Annotated in this window: 20 protein-coding genes; 5 read left to right on the top strand and 15 right to left on the bottom strand. The window is 46.4% G+C overall.

Annotation, left to right across the window (positions count from 1 at the left end):
• Window positions 1-143 precede the first annotated feature (143 nt).
• A complete protein-coding gene (locus BZG77_RS03385) occupies window positions 144-1,484 on the top strand; it encodes a magnesium transporter (RefSeq protein ID WP_077646235.1) in 1,341 nt (446 codons plus the stop codon).
• Window positions 1,485-1,584: 100 nt separating this feature from the next.
• Here BZG77_RS03385 and BZG77_RS03380 read toward each other — a convergent pair whose 3' ends face one another.
• From BZG77_RS03380 to BZG77_RS03360, 5 genes are all read right to left on the bottom strand, one after another.
• Window positions 1,585-2,508 (bottom strand): mechanosensitive ion channel family protein, encoded by a 924-nt coding sequence (locus BZG77_RS03380; RefSeq protein ID WP_108743931.1) that lies wholly within the window; start codon window positions 2,506-2,508, stop codon window positions 1,585-1,587.
• Between the two features lie 220 nt (window positions 2,509-2,728).
• Window positions 2,729-4,600 carry a PhoX family protein gene (locus BZG77_RS03375; RefSeq protein ID WP_077646190.1) on the bottom strand — a complete coding sequence of 624 codons (1,872 nt, stop codon included), beginning with the start codon at window positions 4,598-4,600 and terminating at the stop codon, window positions 2,729-2,731.
• Between the two features lie 193 nt (window positions 4,601-4,793).
• Window positions 4,794-5,645, bottom strand: coding sequence for a lipase family protein (locus BZG77_RS03370; protein ID WP_077646189.1), 852 nt, complete (start codon window positions 5,643-5,645; stop codon window positions 4,794-4,796).
• A gap of 94 nt (window positions 5,646-5,739) precedes the next feature.
• Window positions 5,740-6,240, bottom strand: coding sequence for a hypothetical protein (locus BZG77_RS03365; RefSeq protein ID WP_025744358.1), 501 nt, complete (start codon window positions 6,238-6,240; stop codon window positions 5,740-5,742).
• Between the two features lie 145 nt (window positions 6,241-6,385).
• Window positions 6,386-7,120, bottom strand: a complete 735-nt coding sequence (locus BZG77_RS03360; protein WP_077646188.1) for a transporter substrate-binding domain-containing protein — start codon at window positions 7,118-7,120, stop codon at window positions 6,386-6,388.
• A 235-nt stretch (window positions 7,121-7,355) separates the two neighbouring features.
• Between BZG77_RS03360 and BZG77_RS03355 the strand changes: the two genes are divergently transcribed.
• Window positions 7,356-7,946 (top strand): TetR/AcrR family transcriptional regulator, encoded by a 591-nt coding sequence (locus tag BZG77_RS03355; RefSeq protein ID WP_158011411.1) that lies wholly within the window; start codon window positions 7,356-7,358, stop codon window positions 7,944-7,946.
• Window positions 7,947-7,991: 45 nt separating this feature from the next.
• On the opposite strand, the gene BZG77_RS03350 is transcribed toward BZG77_RS03355, so the two are convergent.
• From BZG77_RS03350 to cspE, 9 genes are all read right to left on the bottom strand, one after another.
• Window positions 7,992-8,711, bottom strand: a complete 720-nt coding sequence (locus BZG77_RS03350; RefSeq protein ID WP_077646186.1) for a YebC/PmpR family DNA-binding transcriptional regulator — start codon at window positions 8,709-8,711, stop codon at window positions 7,992-7,994.
• A gap of 166 nt (window positions 8,712-8,877) precedes the next feature.
• The gene (locus BZG77_RS03345; RefSeq protein WP_077646185.1) at window positions 8,878-10,407 is read right to left on the bottom strand and encodes a bifunctional GNAT family N-acetyltransferase/carbon-nitrogen hydrolase family protein; all 1,530 of its coding nucleotides are present in this window, start codon (window positions 10,405-10,407) and stop codon (window positions 8,878-8,880) included.
• A gap of 118 nt (window positions 10,408-10,525) precedes the next feature.
• A complete protein-coding gene (locus BZG77_RS03340; RefSeq protein WP_077646184.1) occupies window positions 10,526-11,161 on the bottom strand; it encodes a LysE family translocator in 636 nt (211 codons plus the stop codon).
• A 182-nt stretch (window positions 11,162-11,343) separates the two neighbouring features.
• The gene (locus tag BZG77_RS03335; RefSeq protein WP_077646183.1) at window positions 11,344-12,771 is read right to left on the bottom strand and encodes an aspartate kinase; all 1,428 of its coding nucleotides are present in this window, start codon (window positions 12,769-12,771) and stop codon (window positions 11,344-11,346) included.
• A gap of 76 nt (window positions 12,772-12,847) precedes the next feature.
• Window positions 12,848-13,237: an ectoine synthase gene (locus tag BZG77_RS03330; RefSeq protein WP_021024031.1), complete on the bottom strand. Its 390-nt coding sequence runs from the start codon at window positions 13,235-13,237 to the stop codon at window positions 12,848-12,850.
• 35 nt (window positions 13,238-13,272) lie between these two features.
• Window positions 13,273-14,550 (bottom strand): diaminobutyrate--2-oxoglutarate transaminase, encoded by a 1,278-nt coding sequence (gene ectB / locus BZG77_RS03325; protein ID WP_077646182.1) that lies wholly within the window; start codon window positions 14,548-14,550, stop codon window positions 13,273-13,275.
• Window positions 14,551-14,561: 11 nt separating this feature from the next.
• Complete coding sequence (ectA, locus tag BZG77_RS03320) at window positions 14,562-15,119, bottom strand: diaminobutyrate acetyltransferase (RefSeq protein ID WP_077646181.1); 558 nt, start codon at window positions 15,117-15,119, stop codon at window positions 14,562-14,564.
• A 310-nt stretch (window positions 15,120-15,429) separates the two neighbouring features.
• Window positions 15,430-16,428 (bottom strand): response regulator, encoded by a 999-nt coding sequence (locus BZG77_RS03315; RefSeq protein WP_077646180.1) that lies wholly within the window; start codon window positions 16,426-16,428, stop codon window positions 15,430-15,432.
• Between the two features lie 169 nt (window positions 16,429-16,597).
• A complete protein-coding gene (gene cspE, locus BZG77_RS03310; RefSeq protein ID WP_025744354.1) occupies window positions 16,598-16,804 on the bottom strand; it encodes a transcription antiterminator/RNA stability regulator CspE in 207 nt (68 codons plus the stop codon).
• Window positions 16,805-17,388: 584 nt separating this feature from the next.
• Between cspE and BZG77_RS03305 the strand changes: the two genes are divergently transcribed.
• Entirely contained in the window at window positions 17,389-18,342 is a 954-nt protein-coding gene (locus tag BZG77_RS03305) for a stomatin-like protein (protein ID WP_077646179.1), read from the top strand.
• Between the two features lie 9 nt (window positions 18,343-18,351).
• Window positions 18,352-18,843 (top strand): NfeD family protein, encoded by a 492-nt coding sequence (locus BZG77_RS03300; protein WP_077646178.1) that lies wholly within the window; start codon window positions 18,352-18,354, stop codon window positions 18,841-18,843.
• Between the two features lie 332 nt (window positions 18,844-19,175).
• On the opposite strand, the gene BZG77_RS14890 is transcribed toward BZG77_RS03300, so the two are convergent.
• Window positions 19,176-19,349, bottom strand: a complete 174-nt coding sequence (locus BZG77_RS14890; RefSeq protein WP_164837586.1) for a hypothetical protein — start codon at window positions 19,347-19,349, stop codon at window positions 19,176-19,178.
• Window positions 19,350-19,629: 280 nt separating this feature from the next.
• Between BZG77_RS14890 and metC the strand changes: the two genes are divergently transcribed.
• Window positions 19,630-20,823 (top strand): cystathionine beta-lyase, encoded by a 1,194-nt coding sequence (gene metC / locus BZG77_RS03295; protein WP_077646177.1) that lies wholly within the window; start codon window positions 19,630-19,632, stop codon window positions 20,821-20,823.
• Window positions 20,824-20,940 lie beyond the last annotated feature (117 nt).

The following is a 20,940-nucleotide window of genomic DNA, read 5'->3' as shown; positions in this document are numbered from 1 at the left end:
GATTCAGAAAAATCAGCGATGATATGTGATAACCATCGCATACCAATTGCGGCGATGTCATGGCATTTTGGAGGCGACGGATGATCCTCATCGGGCCTGGCCAATGCGTTTTCCGCCCATCGTTTCGTTATAAAGGGAATACCATGCAAACCAGTGAGAGACAAGAAGTGATTGATGATCTGCTGTCAAAAGTCGATCAAGGTTCGTTTGATATCGTGCAAGACATTGAGCAAGCACATAGTTTAGATAGTCTTGCGTTATTGTTAGAAGCCTTACCGTTAACCGATCGTGTGGGATTCTGGGAACAACTGTCGTCGTCATTGCAGCTGCCTGTGTTGGCTGAAATGCGAGATGATGCCAGTGAAGCGATTATCCGCGCGGTGGATGATGATCAGCTGCATGCACTATTCGCCGACTTGGATGCTGATACCTTACTTGAGCTGCAAGATGTGCTGACCGAGCCGTTACTGGAAGAAGCGCTAGGTCGGATGGATTCAGAGCAAAAGCAACGTTATGCCTCCGCCCAGCAGTATGCAGATAATCAGGTTGGGCATTGGTGTGATCATCAGCCTTTGGTCGTTCCTGCAAAAACGAAAATTAACGTGGTATTACGATGGTTGCGGCGTGTCATGCCTAAGTATTGTGATCACGTATTTGTGGTCGATAGTCGAGGCTTTTGGGTGGGTGCGGTGCCAATCCACCAGTTATTTGGCGCGGATGGACGATTAAAAATTAGTGAGCTGGTTCGAGACCAATTCCCCAGCTTGAATGCGCGCGATGACATCTACGCCAGTGCTGACAAAGTGGCAAACAGTGAAGAGATTGCCCTACCCGTACTCGACGAGGGCGGTCTCTTGATTGGTCGTTTCGATTTGGGCACCGCCTATGAGATGCAGGCCGAGCGTGCCGAAGCGCAAATTATGGCCTCTGCGGGTCTAGATGAAGACGAGGACTTATTCTCGCCGGTGATGAAAAGTGCTCGAAATCGCGCACTATGGCTGGGTATCAACTTAATGACGGCCTTTCTCGCCTCCTGGTTTATCGGTTTGTTTGAAGCTACGCTACAACAAGTGGTGGCGCTGGCGGTATTAATGCCAGTTGTTGCATCCATGGGAGGAATTGCCGGCAGCCAAACGCTCACCTTGATCGTACGTGGTTTAGCACTTGGACAAATTTCTAAGGCCAACTTAAAACCCCTGCTTACGAAAGAGTTTAAAGTCGGCTTATTTAATGGGATTTTATGGGCTGTGGTGATTGGTGTTATTGCAGGATATTGGTTTGATAGTTGGGGCTTAGGTGCGGTGATTGGGAGTGCAATAGTCGCTAATATTATCAGTGCTGCCTTGGCAGGAATATTTATTCCAGTGCTATTAAATAAACTGAAAATTGACCCAGCACTCTCCGGCTCAGTGATCTTAACCACGGTGACGGACATTGTCGGCTTTGTCGCCTTTTTGGGTTTAGGGACACTGTTTCTGCTATAATTTTTCCGACGATAATTTGCTTTTTTCGACCCCAAAATCTTTCGAAAAAAGTGCTTTCGATCAAAAAAGCGCTCATGAAGGGAATGAGCGCTTTTAGTTATTACGCGTTGGCCAACGGCACAGAGGTATCTGTTGTCTGTGGCTCTTCCGCTTCCAGTTGTTTACCGTCTGCGATGGGAAGCAGCTTCTCGCAATACAATGTCATAATATCTTCACGGATCAGCTGCTCCAGTTCCGCTGCGCGCTCTGTTGGGCAAAAGAGTCGAACGTGAACAAGCTGTTCGCCTGTTTCGGTGTGCGATAAATATAAATGTGGCTCAGGGCCGGGTAAATCGACGCCCGCATGACGCTCTATCACATGATTGTATCGCCGAGCGATATCCATAAAATCTTCACTATGATCGTCAATACGTGCCAATAACGCGGGAATATGCGGATATAAATTAATATCGCCGCGGATCACCAGATGAAAATGGTGATACACATACCGTTTCATAAAGTTAAGATTTTTCACCGTGGTGGCAAAGAACAAGCTATTTGGGAGGGTCGCGGTTTTTCCGGTATAGCAATAATGGCCATTATGGGTATCAATTTCTTGAATTTTCGTCGCCATTAAATTGTGTTCGATCACTTCACCGCGTGTATTACCGACTTCAATCCAATCGCCAATACGAAACGAGCGAGAGCTCGCGCGTTGAATTGAACCGGTGAAACATAAAATGATCTCTTTTGAGGCGACGACAACAGCAACGGCGATGGCAGTCAATGATAACGCAAATTCATTGATTTCGGTGTTCCAAAACAGGAATAGAAAAAGTAACAGGGTAGTAAACGCCCCGTTTTTCGTGCGAGACATCCATTTACGCTGATCTTCGCTAAGAAAATTACTGTCACCACGAATGTGGCGTAGGATCAGTCGGCGAACGAKACTGACTACGACAACCACTCCGACGGTGGTTAATAACTTGTTTTCTAACAGTAGTTGGACAATATTGCTTAACTCAGACAAAAAATCTATCTCCATGGTTTCCGTTAACKCCTACCCGAGTGRTKGCGCTATTYTGCCCCYAAGTGAACAAAAATAAAACGCATACTTTGCAAATAGTGTTCATTCCGCTGTCCGTCACCAAGATATAAGCTTATGGGTCGTGCGTGTTTGAGCGTCGGGTGTGGTGGTTTGAAGGACATRTAAAAAAKCCCTCATAAAAACAAGGGCTTTGACGGGGGTTTGTGAGTTAAACGGCTTAACTGCCAATGACTCCGCCGTCTTCTTTGGTGATCATGATGACCGAAGAGCGCGGTATAGCGTTGCCACCAGCAGGAAAGTGAGCACCAGGGTGTTGGACGCCGACAAACATAGTGCGTGAATCAGGGGTAAACGTCAGCCCTGTGATCTCACATGAGGTAGGCCCCGTGAGGAAGCGACGAATTTCGCCTGTTTGAGTATCCGCGCATAACATTTGGTTATTGCCCATACCGGCAAAATCGCCTTCGTTGGAATAATTGCCGTCGGTTTGGATCCAAAGACGTCCGGCGCGATCAAAGCCGATGCCGTCCGGGCTATTAAACATATTGTCTTTGTTGATGTTGTCTGTGCCTGCCATTAAGCCAGATTGCTTTTCAGGATGGCCTGCCATCACAAAAATATCCCACTCAAAGGTGTCACGGGTATGATCGCCTTGAGTAGGAGCCCAACGAATAATATGGCCATAAGGATTTTCCGTGCGGGGGTTAGCGGCATTGAGGGGTTGATTGTCTTTGACGCCGCGGTACTTATTATTGGTTAACGTGCAGAAAACGTGTTTTTTGTCGGCATGCACGGCCACCCATTCTGGGCGGTCCATGGTAGTGGCCCCCACTTGTGTTGCTGCTTCTCGGGCAAAAATGAGCACGCTGGCCTCATCAGGAAAGCCGTTTTCTGGCGTGAGACCGTTTTTGCCAAAGGTCAGCGCTAACCATTCACCTTGGCCGTTTAGCTCGTCGTCGCTGCCAGTAAATTTGGCGACATACAAGGTGCCATTTTCGAGCAAATCACGATTAGCGCTACCTTTACTCGGATCGTATTTTCCCTCAGAGACAAACTTATAAAGGTGTTCGCCACGCTCGTCGTCACCCATGTAAACCACAACATGACCATCGTCATTAACAGTGAGTGCGGCATTCTCGTGTTTAAAGCGCCCTAGTGCACTGCGCTTTTTCGGCGTTGAGTTCGGATCCATAGGATCAATTTCAACCACCCAACCAAAGCGATGTGGCTCGTTGGGATGTTTAGCCACATCGAAGCGTTCGTCATGTTTGTACCAATCATAGCCCCAATCAGAATCGCTGATACCGTAGCGCTGATACGTTTTGCCCAAGGTAACGTTTTTTGCGCTGGCAAAATAGCCGTTAAAGTTTTCTTCGCAGGTCAGGTACGTGCCCCAGGGTGTTTCGCCATTAGCACAATTGTTAAAGGTGCCCAGRATCKTTTTTCCTGAAGGATCGGCGGCGGTTTTGAGTAACGAATGCCCGGCTGCGGGGCCCGTCATGGCCATTTCAGTGTAGGCCGTAATACGACGATTCAAGCGGCCCTCTTGGTTGACGTGCCAGCGGCCATCCATTTTTTTCAACTCAACCAAAGAGACGCCATGCGCCGCTTGTGACTTACGTGCATCATCGGCCGWAATATTTTTACCGCCGTGCTCAAATAAATATTCATCATTGATGTATTCATTATTTACCGCTAATAAAGCACGATCACTGGCTAGAGGAAAAAACGTCATGCCATCATTGTTATCACCAAATTGGAGTGCTTGGGCATCGGCGCCATTTTGTTGGGAAAAAGCAGGTGCGTTAGCGAAAAGAGGATCGCCCCAAGAGACCAGTACGTCAGCTTTATATCCTGAAGGTACGTTCACTGTATCAGTTGTTGATGTTGGGATCGCCTCAAAGCCGAGCAGTTCACTTTGGCTCATTGTATCTGCTACTGCTTTCGCAACTGGATTGGCAGCAAAAAAAGCGACAGCACTRGCCGCTCCGGTGCCTTGTAAAAAACGGCGACGACTTAATGCTGCATCAATAAAGCGGTTGAACTCAGGCTCTGTATCTAATGGWCGTTGATCAATATGCTTGCTCACGGCATGGTTCCTTTCTGATCGTGATTAAAKAGTTATAYTGWCCCATCATAAATTGTGGGCGCGATCAAAAGGATGGTGAGCCACTGTTAAAACCTCATGAATCATTGGTTAACTTCYTGAGTCAGCCGGGATCCGTGCGCACAGGATCACGCTTCAACATAGTTTACACTTCACCGCCTGACTGATGTGAGGRCTAGTGCTGGTCAAAGTAATCCTTGCGCCGGATATATTTATCCATGTAATGGTAGGCAATCGGGCGCGTTAACCAACTATAGAGGACGCGCAAGATTCGRAATAAAGAGGGTGTATTGGTATAAATTTTATTCTCGTGTAACCAAAGTAATCGTCCTACATGCCAGTACACGAAGGGAATGGCAGGTAAGAATGTGACCATATCGACATCACAACAGATACGATAGGTACGTGTTGAGAAAGGGTATAATTGCTTAAAACGCCACATTCCGGCAGCCGGCTGTCCAAACGTCACGATGCGCTTGATYGCCCCGCCAAATTGATGATTTAGCTTTGCTGCAGCGAYAATCGCCATGGCGCCCCCTGAAGAATGGCCGATAAAAGAAATATGTTTACCTGCRTGTAAAAAAGGGGTTAACGCAGAGATTAATTTAGTGAGTACTGTCTCTCCTTCAAGCACGGTGTGATCGGCCGCTTGGGCAATATCCGCAAATTGGCTGTCTGTCATGTGTCGGTATTGGCGTTTGTGCGGTTGCCATGACAAACTTTTTTGTGTGAGAAGATAGTGAAACCCCCAATGGACGTGACACTTCTTACCATCGATAGTGATCGTTTTAGGCGTGCACGCACAGTTGACCAACCAATCCCAGGCGGTTTGCGAACCACGAAAGACCACGACCGCGTCATCGTTTTCCCGCCAMAGCACCCGGATAATACATCGTCCCCATCGGTCATAAATATCACGCCGRCCATGGGGACTGAATCCATACTGGGTGTGRTCAAAATAGGTAGGGTAAGAGGCACGACAGAGTATRGCGTATCGCTCATATTGATAGCGTTTYAATCGCTTCATACAAGAGCCTATTTCATGAGTATTGGACTCAGGCTATCGAAAAAACATGACGAAACAGCGAAACGATCAATGAATAGCGCGCTCRATCACCGCGCTAATAATTGTTTAGGAARGGTTCTAAATGCGTATCATAAGTGAGCGCTTGAATCGGGCCACGGTGGGTGATCAAAAAGGCAGCATTCGTGCAATTACCAATCCCAATAATAACTTGTACCAACAGCCGTAAATCTCTTAACCAACGTTGCGTCTGCTCTTGACTCCAGTCTTCACGATATAGCCCCATATGATACTCAACCCACCAATAGGCGCCGCGAATAAATGCCTTCATTACCGACTCTGCCGCTAGGATCTGTTCAGCRGTACCAGAAAAGTCAAAATCGGGTGAGATGGGTTTGCCTTGCGTAAACGCGACATAGTTTCGACAGTGGCGAAAGAGCGCGAGCTGAAGTCCGGCTGCAGAATCATAGTGAGGGAGAGATAAGGTCGTGACAGGGAGATGTTTGATAGATCGACGAAACAATGCCGCCGTGCGCTTACCGGGCATCAGATGCTCTATCGCGTAAAATAAATCCAAACTGATAAGCTGATTATTCAAGAGTACTCTTCACTATATTGGCACAACACACTTATCCTGCCTGAATGGGCGGCTCGAGTATACAATATCGTATACTGAATTGAAGCATTAACTGATTCGCTCCCTCAAAAGAAGGCGTTGACAGCGTTGCTCTGATAATTCTCACTTACTCTATGCCATAGCGCGCTTTTAGTGCAGATATCGCCTCTTGCTTATCGGATAGAAACTGATTGAATTCGTCGATGAGCTTGGGATGATGGATGGTGGATAGCCGCTGAGTCCCTTTTTCATGGGGCAAGGTATCATCAAAGCGTACTGACCCTTTTTTAAAGCCCATTTGGTCAAGATAAAACTGTGCAACAGCGATATTGGCATAGCCGCCATCAATGCGACCGCTGACAAGCTTCATCATCAAAGAATCATATTTGTAACTCTCATTTAAGCGTGTTTGGCCCGAACGGATACGTGATTGATAAAGTTCAGGGGTAAAGCCYACGACGGCTCCTAGTCGCTGTAATTGGTCAATAGGTTGGCCATAGTTTTGGTCGATAACCATGACGCCGTCGATATAATCAACCACAGGCTCGCTATAAATGACATTGACGCCTTTTTTGATGTCGCGATCCCAATCAGGACTATCTGGATATTTAAGATCAACGACACCATCGACAAAACGGGAAGGAAGGCTTGTGAGTGGTAAAGCTTTGTACACAAATCGATAGTGATGCGTGTTGGCGAACATATCGAGTAACTCGCGATTAAACCCTGAATAACTGCGATTAGAATACGCTGAAAAGGGATAATACTGAGAAAAGCTCTGTACGCCGACCACATAAGTCGTTTTGGCATTCACGGATACCGAGACACTCATAATCAGTAATAAAGCCCATAATCTTTTCATCGTTCCTATCCGACTTTCGTTGATTTTCCTCTTGTTAGTGTAGACACAGAGACCGCACCTGTCTTTGCGTGCTCGGCTGTTATTTTACAACATCGACTTTCACTTATCCTTTTTTGGCACGCATAGCTGTCGATAAATCATTCGGTTRTCGGTCACATTTTGCGCGTAAATATTTGAATGAACATTCGGTATGTTTTATTTTTTCACTTGGACTTTCAAATTTGATCAAATAACGATGAATAAGCATGAAATTGCGTCGCGGGCGATGCGGCAACATATTCTTTCAACCACATTRGAAATCGTTGGTAATGAAGGGCTTGCGGCACTCACAGCAACAAAGCTGGGTAAAAAAGCGGGGATCAGCAAAGGCGCGCTCTATCATCACTTTGATAATCTTGATGCAGTAAAATATGCGGCTGTGGATGAGCTCATTTCGATGTTTTTAGCCGTGGCTGAACCGGCTAATTTCGAGGACTTTGAAAGTTATTTAGCGGTGACAGGCGATACCTTATACATGACCATGCAATGCGAGCCTTATGCGATGAAGGCGATGTATAGCTTCACGACTCAAGCATTATTTGATGGGCAATTTCGTGCGGCAATACAACGTTTCTCTCAGCACGGCTTAACCGAATATACCCGAGCAATTGAGTACTTTTATCAAGGGAAGATTCCGCAGTATCAGATAGATACGGCAATTCGGGTGGTGGACGCTTTCTTTCTTGGGGCGGGCTTACAAAGCTATTTATCGCAAGGCGAGGATCGGTTTCGTCAGAGTTGGGCGTTGTTTTCACAAATGTTATTAACCCAACTTGATGAAAAATAGAGCGCCATCTCTGAGGTGAGGCGCTCTAATGTGTCAAGTACGGAGCTATACTAGCTCAGCGTTGTGATAGACGTTTTGTACGTCGTCGCAATCATTAAGCATGTCGAGGAACTTTTCAAAACGTTCAATATCATCGCCACTGACCTCAGTATCGATTTGAGGGACAAAGGTGATCTCCTCAAGATCAATCGGCGTGTCGCCAAGAAAGTCGCTCAGCGCATTTTTCACTTTGAAAAACTCTGTATGAGGCGCGAAAACCGTAATCACCCCTTCGTCTGCTTCGATGTCGGAGACATCCACATCAGCCATGACCAGGGCTTCCAGCGTGCCTTCTTCATCTGTACCTTGAAATTGAAACACCGCTTGATGTTCAAACATATGAGACACCGCGCCCGGTGTACCAATTTTCGCATCATTTTTGACAAAGCATTGGCGAACATCCATGTAGGTACGGCTGTTGTTGTCGGTTAAACAATCAACAATCACCGCACAGCTACCAGGGCCGAATCCTTCGTACCGAGCTACTTCATAGTTCTCACCACCAGAGCCATTAGCTTTATCAAGTGCCTTGTCAATGACATGCCCAGGCACTTGATCTTTTTTGGCTTTTTCCATCAAGCGGCGCAGTGATAGATTACTCTCTGGATCTGAGCCACCATTTTTAGCACATACGTAAATCTCTTTACCGTATTTTGAGTAAACCTTAATTTTTGCGCCTTGGGTTTTGGCCATTGACGCTTTACGAACTTCAAAACTTCGTCCCATTGGGAATCTCTCTTAATAACGCTTTCGCAGATACGGGGTGATTCTATCAAGAGAGTGTTCCTTTGCACCAGTAAATGCACTGACCTTGGACAAAGTCAGTGCGATAGACACGAATMATRCTCTCTTGGCGTCTAAATGGCCCTTGCCTGAGTCACTGGGCTTTGGCTTATTCTTGGCTTAAATGACTGGCATAGAGCTTAGGCCTGCGGTGCTTCAAGTTGGTGACTGAGCCTCGTTCATGCAGCATTTTGAGTTTATCAAGGTCAACATCCGCGAAGATCATCATCTCAGTATTTGCGTTCGCCTCTGCGAGTGTCGCATCGTGAGGGAAATACACATCAGACGGTGAAAAGACCGCCGACTGGGCATATTGAATATCAACGTTATCGACACGGGGCAAGTTGCCGACACTACCACCAATAGCAACATAACATTCGTTTTCAATTGCGCGAGCTTGAGCGCACAAACGGACTCGAAGATAACCATTTTTGGTGTCTGTCCAGAAAGGAACAAATAAAATCTGTACCCCTTGCTCGGCAAGGATCCGCCCTAACTCTGGGAATTCCGCATCATAACAAGTAAGAATGCCAACGCGGCCTGCGTCGGTTTCGATAACTTTTACTGTATCACCGCCATCGATCACCCAGTCTCGTTGCTCATGTGGCGTGATATGGATTTTGTACTGTTCGTCAATGCTGCCGTCTCGATGCATCAGGTAAGACACATTGTAGAGCTTGCCATCTTCGAGGACTGGCATACTCCCTGCGATAATATTGATGTTGTAAGTCACCGCCAGCTGAGAAAAGCGTTGTTTAATGGCTTGGGTAAACTCACTTAGAAAACGTATCGCCTCCACCGAGCGTTTATCTGGTGCAAGCCCCATTAACGGCGCACAGAAAAACTCCGGGAATAGGGCAAAATCCGATTGATAATTGGCTAAAGAAGAAACAAAAAACTCGACTTGGTTGAGCAGGTCGTCAACGGATAACACGTGGCGCATCTGCCATTGCACAACCCCGAGGCGCACAATGGTTTTATCAATATCGTGCACCGATGAAGCGTCTTTTTCATAAAAGAAGTTATCCCACTCCAATAATGTTGCGTAGCCTGCGGATTTATCATCTTCGGGCAAATAACGATTCATTAACCGTTTGACGTCAAAGTCATTAGACAGTTGAAACGAGAGGATAGGATCGTGAATCTCTTTACGTCTTACCTTATTAATGTAGTCGGTCACTGACACATCGGTATGTTTGTGATAGCCAGGAATGCGCCCACCCGCTAGAATTGCCTTTAGATTTAATGCTTGGCAAAGATCTTTGCGCGCCTCATAGAGACGACGTCCCAAGCGGTGCCCGCGGTAGTCCGGATGCACGAACACATCTAACCCGTAAAGCGCATCACCTTTCGCATCATGGAATACTACGCCGTCGTCAGTAATGATATCGCTATAAGTATGAGGGAGAGAAAAACGGTTGTAAGAGACTTTGAGTGTGAGGGCAGCGGCGACGATTTTTCCGTTATCTTCAATGCATATCTGGCCATCAGGGAAGGCCGTTACCAGTTGCATGATCGTGCTTTTTGGCCAAGCACCGCCGACATCCGGAAAGACGAGGTCCATCAACTCTGCTAAGGGTTGATAATCGCCAACTTCTATAACACGCAAGTTAAGTAGCGTGGCGGTGTTTTCATCCATTACACGTTCTCCTATTGATAGCTGAGCGACCATTATGACAAAGTTTGATGTCTAAGTTCACGTTTGTTGATTGCTGGATTTCCACCTTTGCAGGCTTACCGCTTCGTTGCGGAGCTCGCTATACAGATAACTGCTGAGTAAAAAGCCAAATAGCCAATAATGCAAAGACGATAGCCATAATTTTGTGTTGATAGTTTTGAATGCGGGTGTTAGTCAGCATCTGTTTGCCAAGTTTACCTACGATCGCGACCAGTATGATATTAAACGCAAGGCCGAGTACATTAAGTAGAAGGCCGAGCGTTAATAGCTGAGTGCTCGATGATGCTTGTATCTGCTGTGAGATAAACTGCGGCAAGAATAAAACAAAAAAGAGTAACGCTTTAGGGTTGAGCAGGTTCGTCATCACGGCACGCTTRTAGAGATAGCGCCCCATTTTTTGTTGATACTGTACCGCTTCGCTTTCAGCAGGTGATGCTCTCCACGTATCAATACTCATTTTGAGTAGATACGCTGAACCAACATACTGGAGARCCGTTAACGCAATCGGGGACATTGCAATCACGGCTGAAACGCCAGTGGCCGCTAATACGGTAAGAATCAGTCCAGAGGTAGCGTTGCCTAAACTCGCTGCAACACCGACCCGTCGACCATAGCTAAGACTCGCGCTAATAATCAATAACATATCTGGCCCGGGGACGAATAGCAGCGCGGCAACGGCTGTTAAGTAAACAGGAAGCAAATTAGGGTCGATCATAAACGAAGARCACTTAACCAAATAAAGTGCGGCATTCTACCTTCTATCTAGGCATTATCAATAATGATTAAACATTAGGCTGGTGGTTTATAAGGGTAAGCTTGGCCAACTACGCGAAAAATACGCATAAAAATGCCCCCAAGTTGGAGGCATTTTCAAACTCACAATGTGTTGCTGCTGGGTTATGCAGCACGCACTGTCGGTTTTGGTGCGGGCTTTTCAATAAAGCAAGCGTGTAATGCACAGATAGCGGCATGGTAATACTTATCAAGGACAACGTATTGCACATCCACATCGCGCATTGAAGAGTGAGCCGCTTTAGGGTTGATCTCCGCATCAAGTAGCGCAAGCATCCCTTTACTCATTGTCTGGTTTGAGTCGATACGGCTGCCGATAACAGAAATTAGTGCGACCATTTCACCGGTAATCTTCGCTTTTGGATATAGCTTTTCAACCCGATTGATGACCTTATCTTGGCTCGCGGTCTTACCATCTAAGTAGTAAGTAATGGAGTTAGCGTTCATCTCTTTACTGATTAGCTGAACGTTCTCTTCACGAATGATTTCCATCACGTCGTAACTGACTTGATCACAATGTCCAACCATTGATTGGTCAAAAATGTGTAGCGCAAGCACTTTGTCACGGCCAGCAATGATTTCGATCTCATTGTCCTTTGGACGGTATTTGTGAGAGATCACCGTACCAGCATGCTCAGGTTCAAAGGTATTTTTAACGACCAGCTCAATGCCTACAGCACGCATGCCAGAGGCCGCGTTAGGATGAATCGCTTCCATGCCAAGGTTTGCCAGTTGATCGGCCACATCGTAGTTGCTGAGGCCCATAGGCTGTACACGTTCAGGGCCGACAATGCGGGGGTCTGCACTGCTCAAATGGTATTCTTTATGAATCACGGCGCTGCTTGCCTTGGTCAGCACTGCAATTCGGCTAAAGGTCATTTCACTGTAGCCGCGGTCGTAGGTCTTCATCAGACCTTCATCACAGTAGACGTAGCCGGTAACGATGGGCAGCTCATTGCTGAAATCAATGTCGTCCATCGCATTGGCGATGACTGTATTGAGATCTCCTTTACCTTCATCCGGATTGTCCCAACCAGACAGGTCGACAAATCGTGAGTTGATGCCAACACTTTCGAGGAGCAGCGTCGAGTTRTGTGCACTATGTGCTTCACCAATTGACGACAGGAACTCACGGACTTGCGGCAAATAGCTTTCCAGAGAAAACTGCCCATAGTTACAGGTTTCGAGTATGCCTTCGATACAGCTATGCGCTTTTTCCATTCGCTGGCGAATAAAATTATCGGCACGCTCACGAAAAATAGGGTCAGGGAACATGTTACTATTAATTAATAGCATACGCTGCTCTAGCTCATCCAATGCATCACGCCATTTTGGGTTGTTCGCGGCRAGTAAGCGATAAATGCCTGGTTTACCCGAACGCTTACACTCCAGCAATGCATCCGTGATGCCAGCGTAAGCAGAAACAACAAAAATTCGGTTATATGGGTTTGACGGGTACAAAAAGATGTTATCCATGACAGCGTCATAGGCTGACATCGACGTACCGCCGATCTTTTCAACGGTATGATTCATGTGAGCTCCTTGTGGGCTTTATGAACAAAAAGGTCGATTGGGTTTACAGGGGCAGCATCCCGCTGCCCCTTGACGGTTAATCGACTAATGGATAAACACCGTTCTCATCGTGTGTCTCTTTCCCTGTGATGGGCGGGTTGAACACACAGGCCATGACCATATCAACACCTTTATTTGCGCGTAGCTGGTGCTCGTCATGTTTATCTAGAATATACAGCGTGCCGGGTTTGATCGGATAAACCTTGCCATCGTCAGTCGTTTCAATCTCACCCTCACCAGACATGCAATAGACTGATTCTAGATGATTTTGATAATGGATATGCGTATCTGTGTTCGCATAAATGGTGGTGATATGGAATGAAAATCCCATGTTATCATCACGTAGCAACATGCGTACGCTTTCCCAATTTTCTGCGACCACGCGGCGATCACTGTTTTGACATTCTTCTAATGTGCGGACAATCATTATTGTTCCTTATTATTTGTCTATTCGTTATGTCTTTATGATGCTTTTTTGAGCTTCTCTTTCTTGTACTGCTCAACGGACTTAACGAAAATTTGTAAGCCTTTCTCCATTTCAGCTTCACTGACGGTCAGCGGAGAGAAGAATTTAATCACTTCGTCTTCTGGGCCGGCTGTTTCGATGATCATGCCATTATCAAAGCACAAGCTGGTAATGTCGTCGGCAATATCACCGTTCTTACAGGCAATACCCTGCATCAATCCTCGTCCTTTAATTATCTCAAATAAGTCGCTATTTTTAGCAAGCATATCTTGCAGGACTTTGTTGAGCTGATCCGCACGCGCTTGAATATGGGTTTGGAACTGATCATCTAGCCAATAGGTTTCGATGGCTTCGGCAGCGGTCACAAAGGCATGGTTGTTACCACGGAATGTACCGTTATGCTCACCTGGTGCCCATTGATCTAGCTCAGGTTTGAGTAGAACGACTGCCATAGGTAAGCCGTAACCACCAATGGATTTGGACATGGTCACAATATCAGGGTTGATGCCTGAAGGCTCAAAGCTAAAGAAAGTCCCCGTACGCCCACAACCTGCTTGAATATCATCGACAATCACCAGGATATCGTGTGCTTTACAGATAGTTTGTAAGCGTTGTAACCATTCATTAGATGCGGCATTTAAGCCACCTTCACCTTGAACGACCTCAAGTAATACAGCGGCAGGTTTATCACCACCGGTTAAACCGCTTGAAGCGTCATTAAGCATCGTCTCAAACAAGGTGAGACCATCAACGTTCGCATAGCCGTCATACGGAATACGCGTGACTGAATTATTGACTGGAATACCGCCGCCACCACGATGGTGATGGTTACCTGTCACCGCGAGTGCACCATAAGTACAACCGTGGAAGCCATTAGTAAAAGAAACAATGTTTGAACGCCCAGTCACTTTGCGAGCTAGCTTCATTGCCGCTTCCACAGCGTTGGTACCAGTAGGGCCTGTGAATTGGAACTTGTAGTCCAAACCACGTGGGGCCAAGATGTGATTTTTAAATACTTCGAGAAAGCGTGCTTTCGCCTCTGTATACATGTCTAGGCCGTGTGTAATGCCGTCTTTCTCGATATAMTCGATCAGCGCTTTTTTCAGCGTCGGATTATTGTGTCCATAGTTCAGTGAACCAGCGCCGGCTAGAAAATCAAGGTAGCGCTTACCGTCTACGTCAGTCATCCAACAGCCTTTTGCACTCTCAAATACAACGGGAAAGTTGTTGGCATAACATTGAACATTTGATTCCTGCGACTTAAAGATATCCATAACTCATCCTGTTATTTTTTGAGTGGAATTCGGAAAAGGTATTCGGTGTCGTGCTCACCGTTGAAATGCTCTTGTTCATCAAGGAACACCGAGCGTTGACCACCAGAGCCATAGAGGCGGTCTACCTTTTTAAACAGCGCCCAAGAACCGGCGTTGTCTTCTGTGATTGTGGTTTCGATGAAGTGAACGTTTTGCGCGACTTTACGAGCCAGTAGCGCCTCAATCATCGATAGGGCAAGCCCCTCACCACGTGCTTTTGGCGACACCGCAACTTGCCAGACGAAAAAGGTATCTGGCTGCTCAGGGCGGATATAACCGGAGATGAAGCCCTGCACATCGCCTTCTCGCTCTGCAACAACACACGTTTCTTTAAAATGCGTCGCCTGTAAAAAATTACAGTAAGCGGAGTTCACGTCTAGCGGCGGGCATTGCGTGATTAGTCGATAAATGTTGCCACCATCGCCGATGGCAGGCTTACGAAACACGAACTGCGTGTTAGATTTTGTCTGTTTACGGTCGAGTACTTGAGAATCCAGCACTGCCGTATCTGTCGTTTTTGATCGCCACATAATTGTTTTGTTCTCTAACGAATTCAATTTCTATAATAGGCGATTGATTTGGTTTATCAACCCCAAATTTTTGTGTTCGGCCTGTCAATAACAAATAAAGTATTGATTTACAATAATATTTATATTGTTAAATTTTTTGTTAAAGCCAGTATTTCGAGGCATAACGTTTACTGGCCTAAAGGTGTGGGCGGGTTCCCAATCGATACGATGGTTTGCTAAACAGACTGTTTTTGCTGTCTAGTGGATGGTAAGTTGTAGATGTAGGGCAGACTCACAGCGCTGAGCAAGGCTGTGAGTCGGGATGCAAGTATTAAAGACCTTGTACCAGGAAGTCGCGATATTTCGTGTCTTCGTGAACCACGTGATGAATCCACCAATAGCGTAGAAATTTAAAAAACTCGGAGCGATAAAGCGTGGGATCGGCCTGGCACTGAAGCAGTACACATTGAGCCTGTCGCGCTAGACGTTGATGGATGGTTGCATGCTCTTTGTATGTGGGGTAGGCGCGTGCTTCAAGGATGTCTTCTTCTAGCAGAAAGTGCGAAGCGATGTAGTCACGGAAACGTTGAGCTAAGGCATCGAAGTCAGCTTTGTCATCATCGTGATGGTAAGCAATGGCCTCGTAGGTATCGTTGATAATAACCAACAATTGCTTATTGCTGTTATCCAATTCTTGATGACCGACTGTGTACTTCTCTTGCCAGCGTATAAATTTACGATCTTTGGGCTCACTAGAGGGTTGCGGTGATGCCTTTACATCTCCTAGTGTATCGGGCGCTATCGGCGTCTCTTCTACAGGTTCGGTGATGCATTCGATTTGCTGTTGTTCTTCTTCCGTAAATACAACCGCACCATTGTGCTCGAACTCTGTCGATTTGGCCGGATCAGACTGGTACATCTCGAAATAGAACTGTGGGGGTTTTTTCGCCTTGGTATGTTTGGACAGTTGCTTGACACGATTTTCAAGATCTTGCTTTTTAACAGGTTTTTTCATGAACGCGTCAACATCAAATCGGATACACTCGCTGATCACGGCTTTGGAGGCGTTTGCGGTCAGAATAATGATGGGTGTGTCGTGACGTAGATGATAGCGGCCACTTCGCATGAGACGCAACATTTCTAAACCATCGATAGGATCCATTTGTAAATCGGTAATGATAAGGCTCGGCTCGTCATGATAGGCGCGAGATATCGCCTCGGCGCCGTCTGCTGCGGTGATCACTGATTTAATACCGAGTGCCTGTGCCATTAATCCAATCGTGTCTCGGATCATCTCATGATCGTCGACAATTAAGCACGGAGATAGCATACGTCCTCCTGACAATATGATGTACTCACAGCCTAGTGGATAGCAACAAGAGCGTCTACTCGCATAGGGGCTGAATGCGATATCAATGTGGCTTAGTGTAATAACGTTAAATAACAGGTATAAAAAAAGGCGCTCTGATGAGCGCCTTTCTTCTTAAATTTGGTTTGACTTACAGGCGAACGACGTTCGCAGCCTGTGGGCCTTTTTGACCTTGCTCGATATCGAACTCAACCTGCTGGCCTTCTGCTAGTGTGCGGAAGCCTTCACCAACGATAGCACGGAAGTGAACGAATACGTCTGGACCGTTCTCTTGCTGGATAAAACCGAAACCTTTCTCTTCGTTAAACCACTTAACGGAACCATTAGCTTTGGACATGATGTCTCCTGAATATATTAACTAGGTGTTGCAGTGACGCGAGTGCCGTTAATCGACTCTATGGGCAAATATAGCGAATATCTTCAGGACAACTAACTTTCCAGCCTAACGGTGGGGTGTTTCGATGTATCTATATTCAATTGCTGCATAAATTTCCGATTATTAAAGCTCAAAAACAGCTTCAACAGGACCACGCGTTGTTTGCGCGTTAGTTTGCTCATTTTTTGACACCATATATCAAGGTGTCAACAGTAATGAGTACCGCCAACCAACACGGTTGAACAGGGCTAAGAGTACACCCAAAAAAAGATAAGGTAAAATCCTTTTTCCAATGATATGGCCATCGTTGCGACAGGCTTTTACAAAAGTGGGATCACGCTCAGAGAGTCATGTCGTCCAATCGAGATAAAAAGAAGGGAAAAAGCGACCTGAATGAGACGAGTGTCAAATTTACTATCGTTATCTGTCTTTCTATACTGACATTGGCGTATGCTTAAACTTCAGGCATGCAAGCGTTGTCGTCATGTCTGAGTCATTGTCACCCTCTATCAGCGTCGTGTTAGCGACAGTCATAGGATCCCTTAATGGATAACGTTTTTTTTGAAATATCGAGTTTTATTGGCGTGTGGATAGTACTGGCGATCTTAGTGGTTGTCGTATTGCGCAGTGCCATTACGTTTGTGCCACAAAATACTGCCTATGTGGTGGAAAGGTTTGGTAAGTACTATAAAACGATGGAAGCGGGGCTCAACGTCATTGTTCCCTTTATCGACCGTGTAGCGTATACACGGACTTTGAAAGAACAAGCGTATGATGTGCCTAGTCAGTCTGCGATTACGCGTGACAACATTTCGTTGGGTGTGGACGGTGTACTCTATATTAAAGTGCTTGATCCCTTCAAAGCCTGCTATGGCGTGAATGATTATGTCTATTCCGTCACGCAACTTGCGCAAACCACCATGCGTAGTGAAGTAGGTAAAATGGAGCTGGATAAAACGTTTGAAGAACGTGAAAGCTTGAACATTGCCATTGTCTCGGCCATCAACGAAGCGGCTCAGCCTTGGGGTGTACAAGTGCTTCGTTACGAGATAAAAGATATTGATCCTCCACGGTCGGTGCTCGAAGCAATGGAGCGTCAGATGAAGGCCGAACGTGAGAAACGTGCCGTGATCCTTGAGTCTGAAGGGGCTCGTCAATCAGATATTAACGTGGCAGAGGGTCAGAAGCAGTCACGGGTTTTAGCGGCAGAAGCGGAAAAAGCGGAACAAATTCTGAATGCGGAGGGTGAAGCGCAAGCCATTCTAGCCGTCGCTCAAGCTCAAGCCGAAGCGCTTGAAATTGTCGGGACACGAGCTATCACCGAAGAAGGTCAAAAAGCGATTCAGCTTGATTTAGCAGAGAAAGCAATTCGCGCGAAACAAGCAATTGCCAAAGAGTCATCGGTCGTCTTGTTGCCTGATTCGGGCACGGGAGCTGCGAACGTGGTTGCAGAAGCGATGACCATCATTGAATCGCTTAACAAAACAAAAAGTAGTTAGGGTAAATACGTGAGTTACTATCTTGCAGAGTTAACTATTATCATTGGTTTACTGTTGTTAGCCGCTGAAGTTTGGCTGCTCGGTTTGTCAACGATTGTCTTATTAGCTACCGGTTGTGCTGCGGTTTTAGTTGGGTTACTGGCCATGATCGGGGTCTTGCCCGAAACCGTGACCGCATTGTTTAGTGGTACTGGCATCGGCGCAGGATTACTTACTTTAGCGCTGTGGCGACCGCTTAAACGGTTACAGCATAAAGAACGTAGTCCGGACAATCGTCATAGCGACTTTATTGGACTGACCTTCGTCCTGACTGCACCATTAAGTCGCGAGCAACTGTCGTCGGCCAAGTACTCTGGAGTGACATGGCAATTGCAACTTAGTGCTAACGCAGGGGATATTATCCTGCAGCCTGGTGAGCAAGTGAAAGTGATCGGTGTGGATGTAGGCCGGTTTACTGTTGAGCCCGTTTTATCGTTACCTGAGGGTGAAGCAGAAAATTGAGGATTAAAATCGGACGCGCTGAAACGTAAGCGCAGCGTCAATAAAGCGTGACCATAACAAACAAAAAGCTCGGGAAATCCCCGAGCTTTTTTATGCTTATTGCTTAACTAAACGTGGCTTAGGCTTGCTTTAGTTGCTTTTTCAATTTTTTCAGCTTGCCTTCTTGTTTCGCAACTTTTGCTTTGGTTTTCTTGATCGATTTTTTCAGATCTTTCTTTGATACTTTCGCCATGATTTTCTCTCCTTAAGTATAGATTGCCGAAGCGTTTGCCACTGCAATACAGCTTCAATGCTGTGGTCGGGTGCCGGCAAGTTGCACCGTAAACTGGATGTTATGATTCTTTTTTTGTTTCGTGGTCTTTTAAAAATTGTTTGATAAACCGTCTGACTTCTCGAGCCGCTGAGGTATCAAGCTCGTCACATGTTTGCAGAAACGCATCACGTTGCTCACTATTGATTCGTATCAGTAATTGGCTGTCTTTTTTAACTTTTTCTTTTTTTGCCATGTCTTTTAGCCTATCGATTAGATATATAATGTATATACACTTATCTTGTATTTCCAGTCAAATAGATAAAAATGTGATCTGTTTAGTGTTCGAACCAAAATGCGGAGTGGGTAGTCATCAACCTAAACACGCTTCGCTAGCCGCGCTGGCTTAGCGTTTAGCGCGATGACATATCGTTGAATCGATAGGTAGAAAATTACAGCATGGACGTCTAAATGTCTTTACTGCTTACGGCGAAACGCTTAGGCTAGAGATATGGGCAACATAGGATGAGTGAGCCATGGAAAAGAAACAAAATCGTACGCAGCTAATCCATGCTGGACGCCAAAAAGGCTACACCTTAGGCGGGGTTAATCCAGTCGTACAGCGCGCTTCTTCAATCATTTTTGATTCATTAGCAGAAAAGAAACACGCGGTTGCAAATCGTCACCAACAAACGCTGTTTTATGGCCGACGAGGTACGACCACTCACTTTGCGCTGCAAGACGCAATGACAGAGCTTGAGCAGGGAACAGGTTGTGCGTTATTTCCGTGTGGCGCGGCGGCGATTGCTAACAGTATTCTCGCATTTGTTAAAACGGGCGATCACATACTGGTATCGGGTTCGGCGTATGAGCCTACTCAGGACTTTTGTGAGAAAATACTGGCCGACATGCAGATCGAGACCGAGTATTTTGACCCACTTGAAGGTGACGAGATTAGTCATCGTATCAAGCCGAATACACGTATCGTGTTCTTAGAGTCACCCGGGTCGTACACCATGGAAGTGCACGATACGCCAGCTATTGTGCGAGCGGTTCGCAATCGCGCCCCAGATGCTGTGATCATGATGGATAATACGTGGGCGGCAGGTCGCTTATACCAGCCGTTAACACAGGGTGTCGATATTTCTATTCAGTCTGGCACCAAGTACATTATTGGTCATTCAGATAATATGCTAGGCGCCGCCGTCGCCAATGCGCGCTGTTGGCCAACGCTGAGAGAGCGTGCCTACTTGATGGGACAAACCGTTGATCCTGACACTGCCTACCAGGCGGCGCGAGGACTGAGAACGCTCGATGTACGGCTAGCGCAACATCAAGAAAATGCGTTACATGTTGCCAACTGGCTGAATGAGCAGGCTGAAGTGGCGAAAGTGCTTCATCCCGCATTCACTGATTGTCCGGGGCATCGCTATTTTGCCCGTGATTTTAGTGGCAGTAACGGACTGTTCTCATTCGTTTTTAAGGAACGTTTGTCCGATACGCAATTAGAAGCATTCTGCGACTCTATGAAGTATTTTAGCATGGCTTATTCATGGGGAGGTTACGAGTCTTTGTTACTTGCCAATCAACCCGAACAGCTTAATCGGATCCGGCCCGTGGCTAAAGTGAGTTTCAGTGGGACACTCGTTCGACTGCATATTGGTCTCGAACAGGTGGAGGATTTAATCGCTGATCTTGCCGCTGGTTTTGAACGAGTGAATAAGACGTAATCATATCTATTTTCGAAACACCTAGCTTCCGGACAACAGGGCGCTAGGTGATCACGATTCGCTATTTCGCCGTCACGTCTGAAACTGATCGGTCAGCTGGGTTAATGCGCCCCAATA

The organism is Salinivibrio sp. IB643, assembly GCF_001996105.1.
GTDB classification, from domain to species: Bacteria; Pseudomonadota; Gammaproteobacteria; order Enterobacterales; family Vibrionaceae; genus Salinivibrio; species Salinivibrio costicola.
Note: the sequence above shows the minus strand (reverse complement) of the source record. Positions and strands in the feature narration are given on the sequence as shown.

Coding starts and splice junctions, on each gene's coding strand:
- BZG77_RS03385 (WP_077646235.1), top strand. CDS start 144: ATGCAAACCAGTGAGAGACAAGAAGTGATTGATGATCTGCTGTCAAAA.
- BZG77_RS03350 (WP_077646186.1), bottom strand. CDS start 8,711: ATGGGACGAAGTTTTGAAGTTCGTAAAGCGTCAATGGCCAAAACCCAA.
- BZG77_RS03345 (WP_077646185.1), bottom strand. CDS start 10,407: ATGGATGAAAACACCGCCACGCTACTTAACTTGCGTGTTATAGAAGTT.
- BZG77_RS03330 (WP_021024031.1), bottom strand. CDS start 13,237: ATGATTGTCCGCACATTAGAAGAATGTCAAAACAGTGATCGCCGCGTG.
- ectA (WP_077646181.1), bottom strand. CDS start 15,119: ATGTGGCGATCAAAAACGACAGATACGGCAGTGCTGGATTCTCAAGTA.
- BZG77_RS03315 (WP_077646180.1), bottom strand. CDS start 16,428: ATGCTATCTCCGTGCTTAATTGTCGACGATCATGAGATGATCCGAGAC.
- cspE (WP_025744354.1), bottom strand. CDS start 16,804: ATGTCCAAAGCTAATGGTTCCGTTAAGTGGTTTAACGAAGAGAAAGGT.
- BZG77_RS03305 (WP_077646179.1), top strand. CDS start 17,389: ATGGATAACGTTTTTTTTGAAATATCGAGTTTTATTGGCGTGTGGATA.
- BZG77_RS14890 (WP_164837586.1), bottom strand. CDS start 19,349: ATGGCAAAAAAAGAAAAAGTTAAAAAAGACAGCCAATTACTGATACGA.
- metC (WP_077646177.1), top strand. CDS start 19,630: ATGGAAAAGAAACAAAATCGTACGCAGCTAATCCATGCTGGACGCCAA.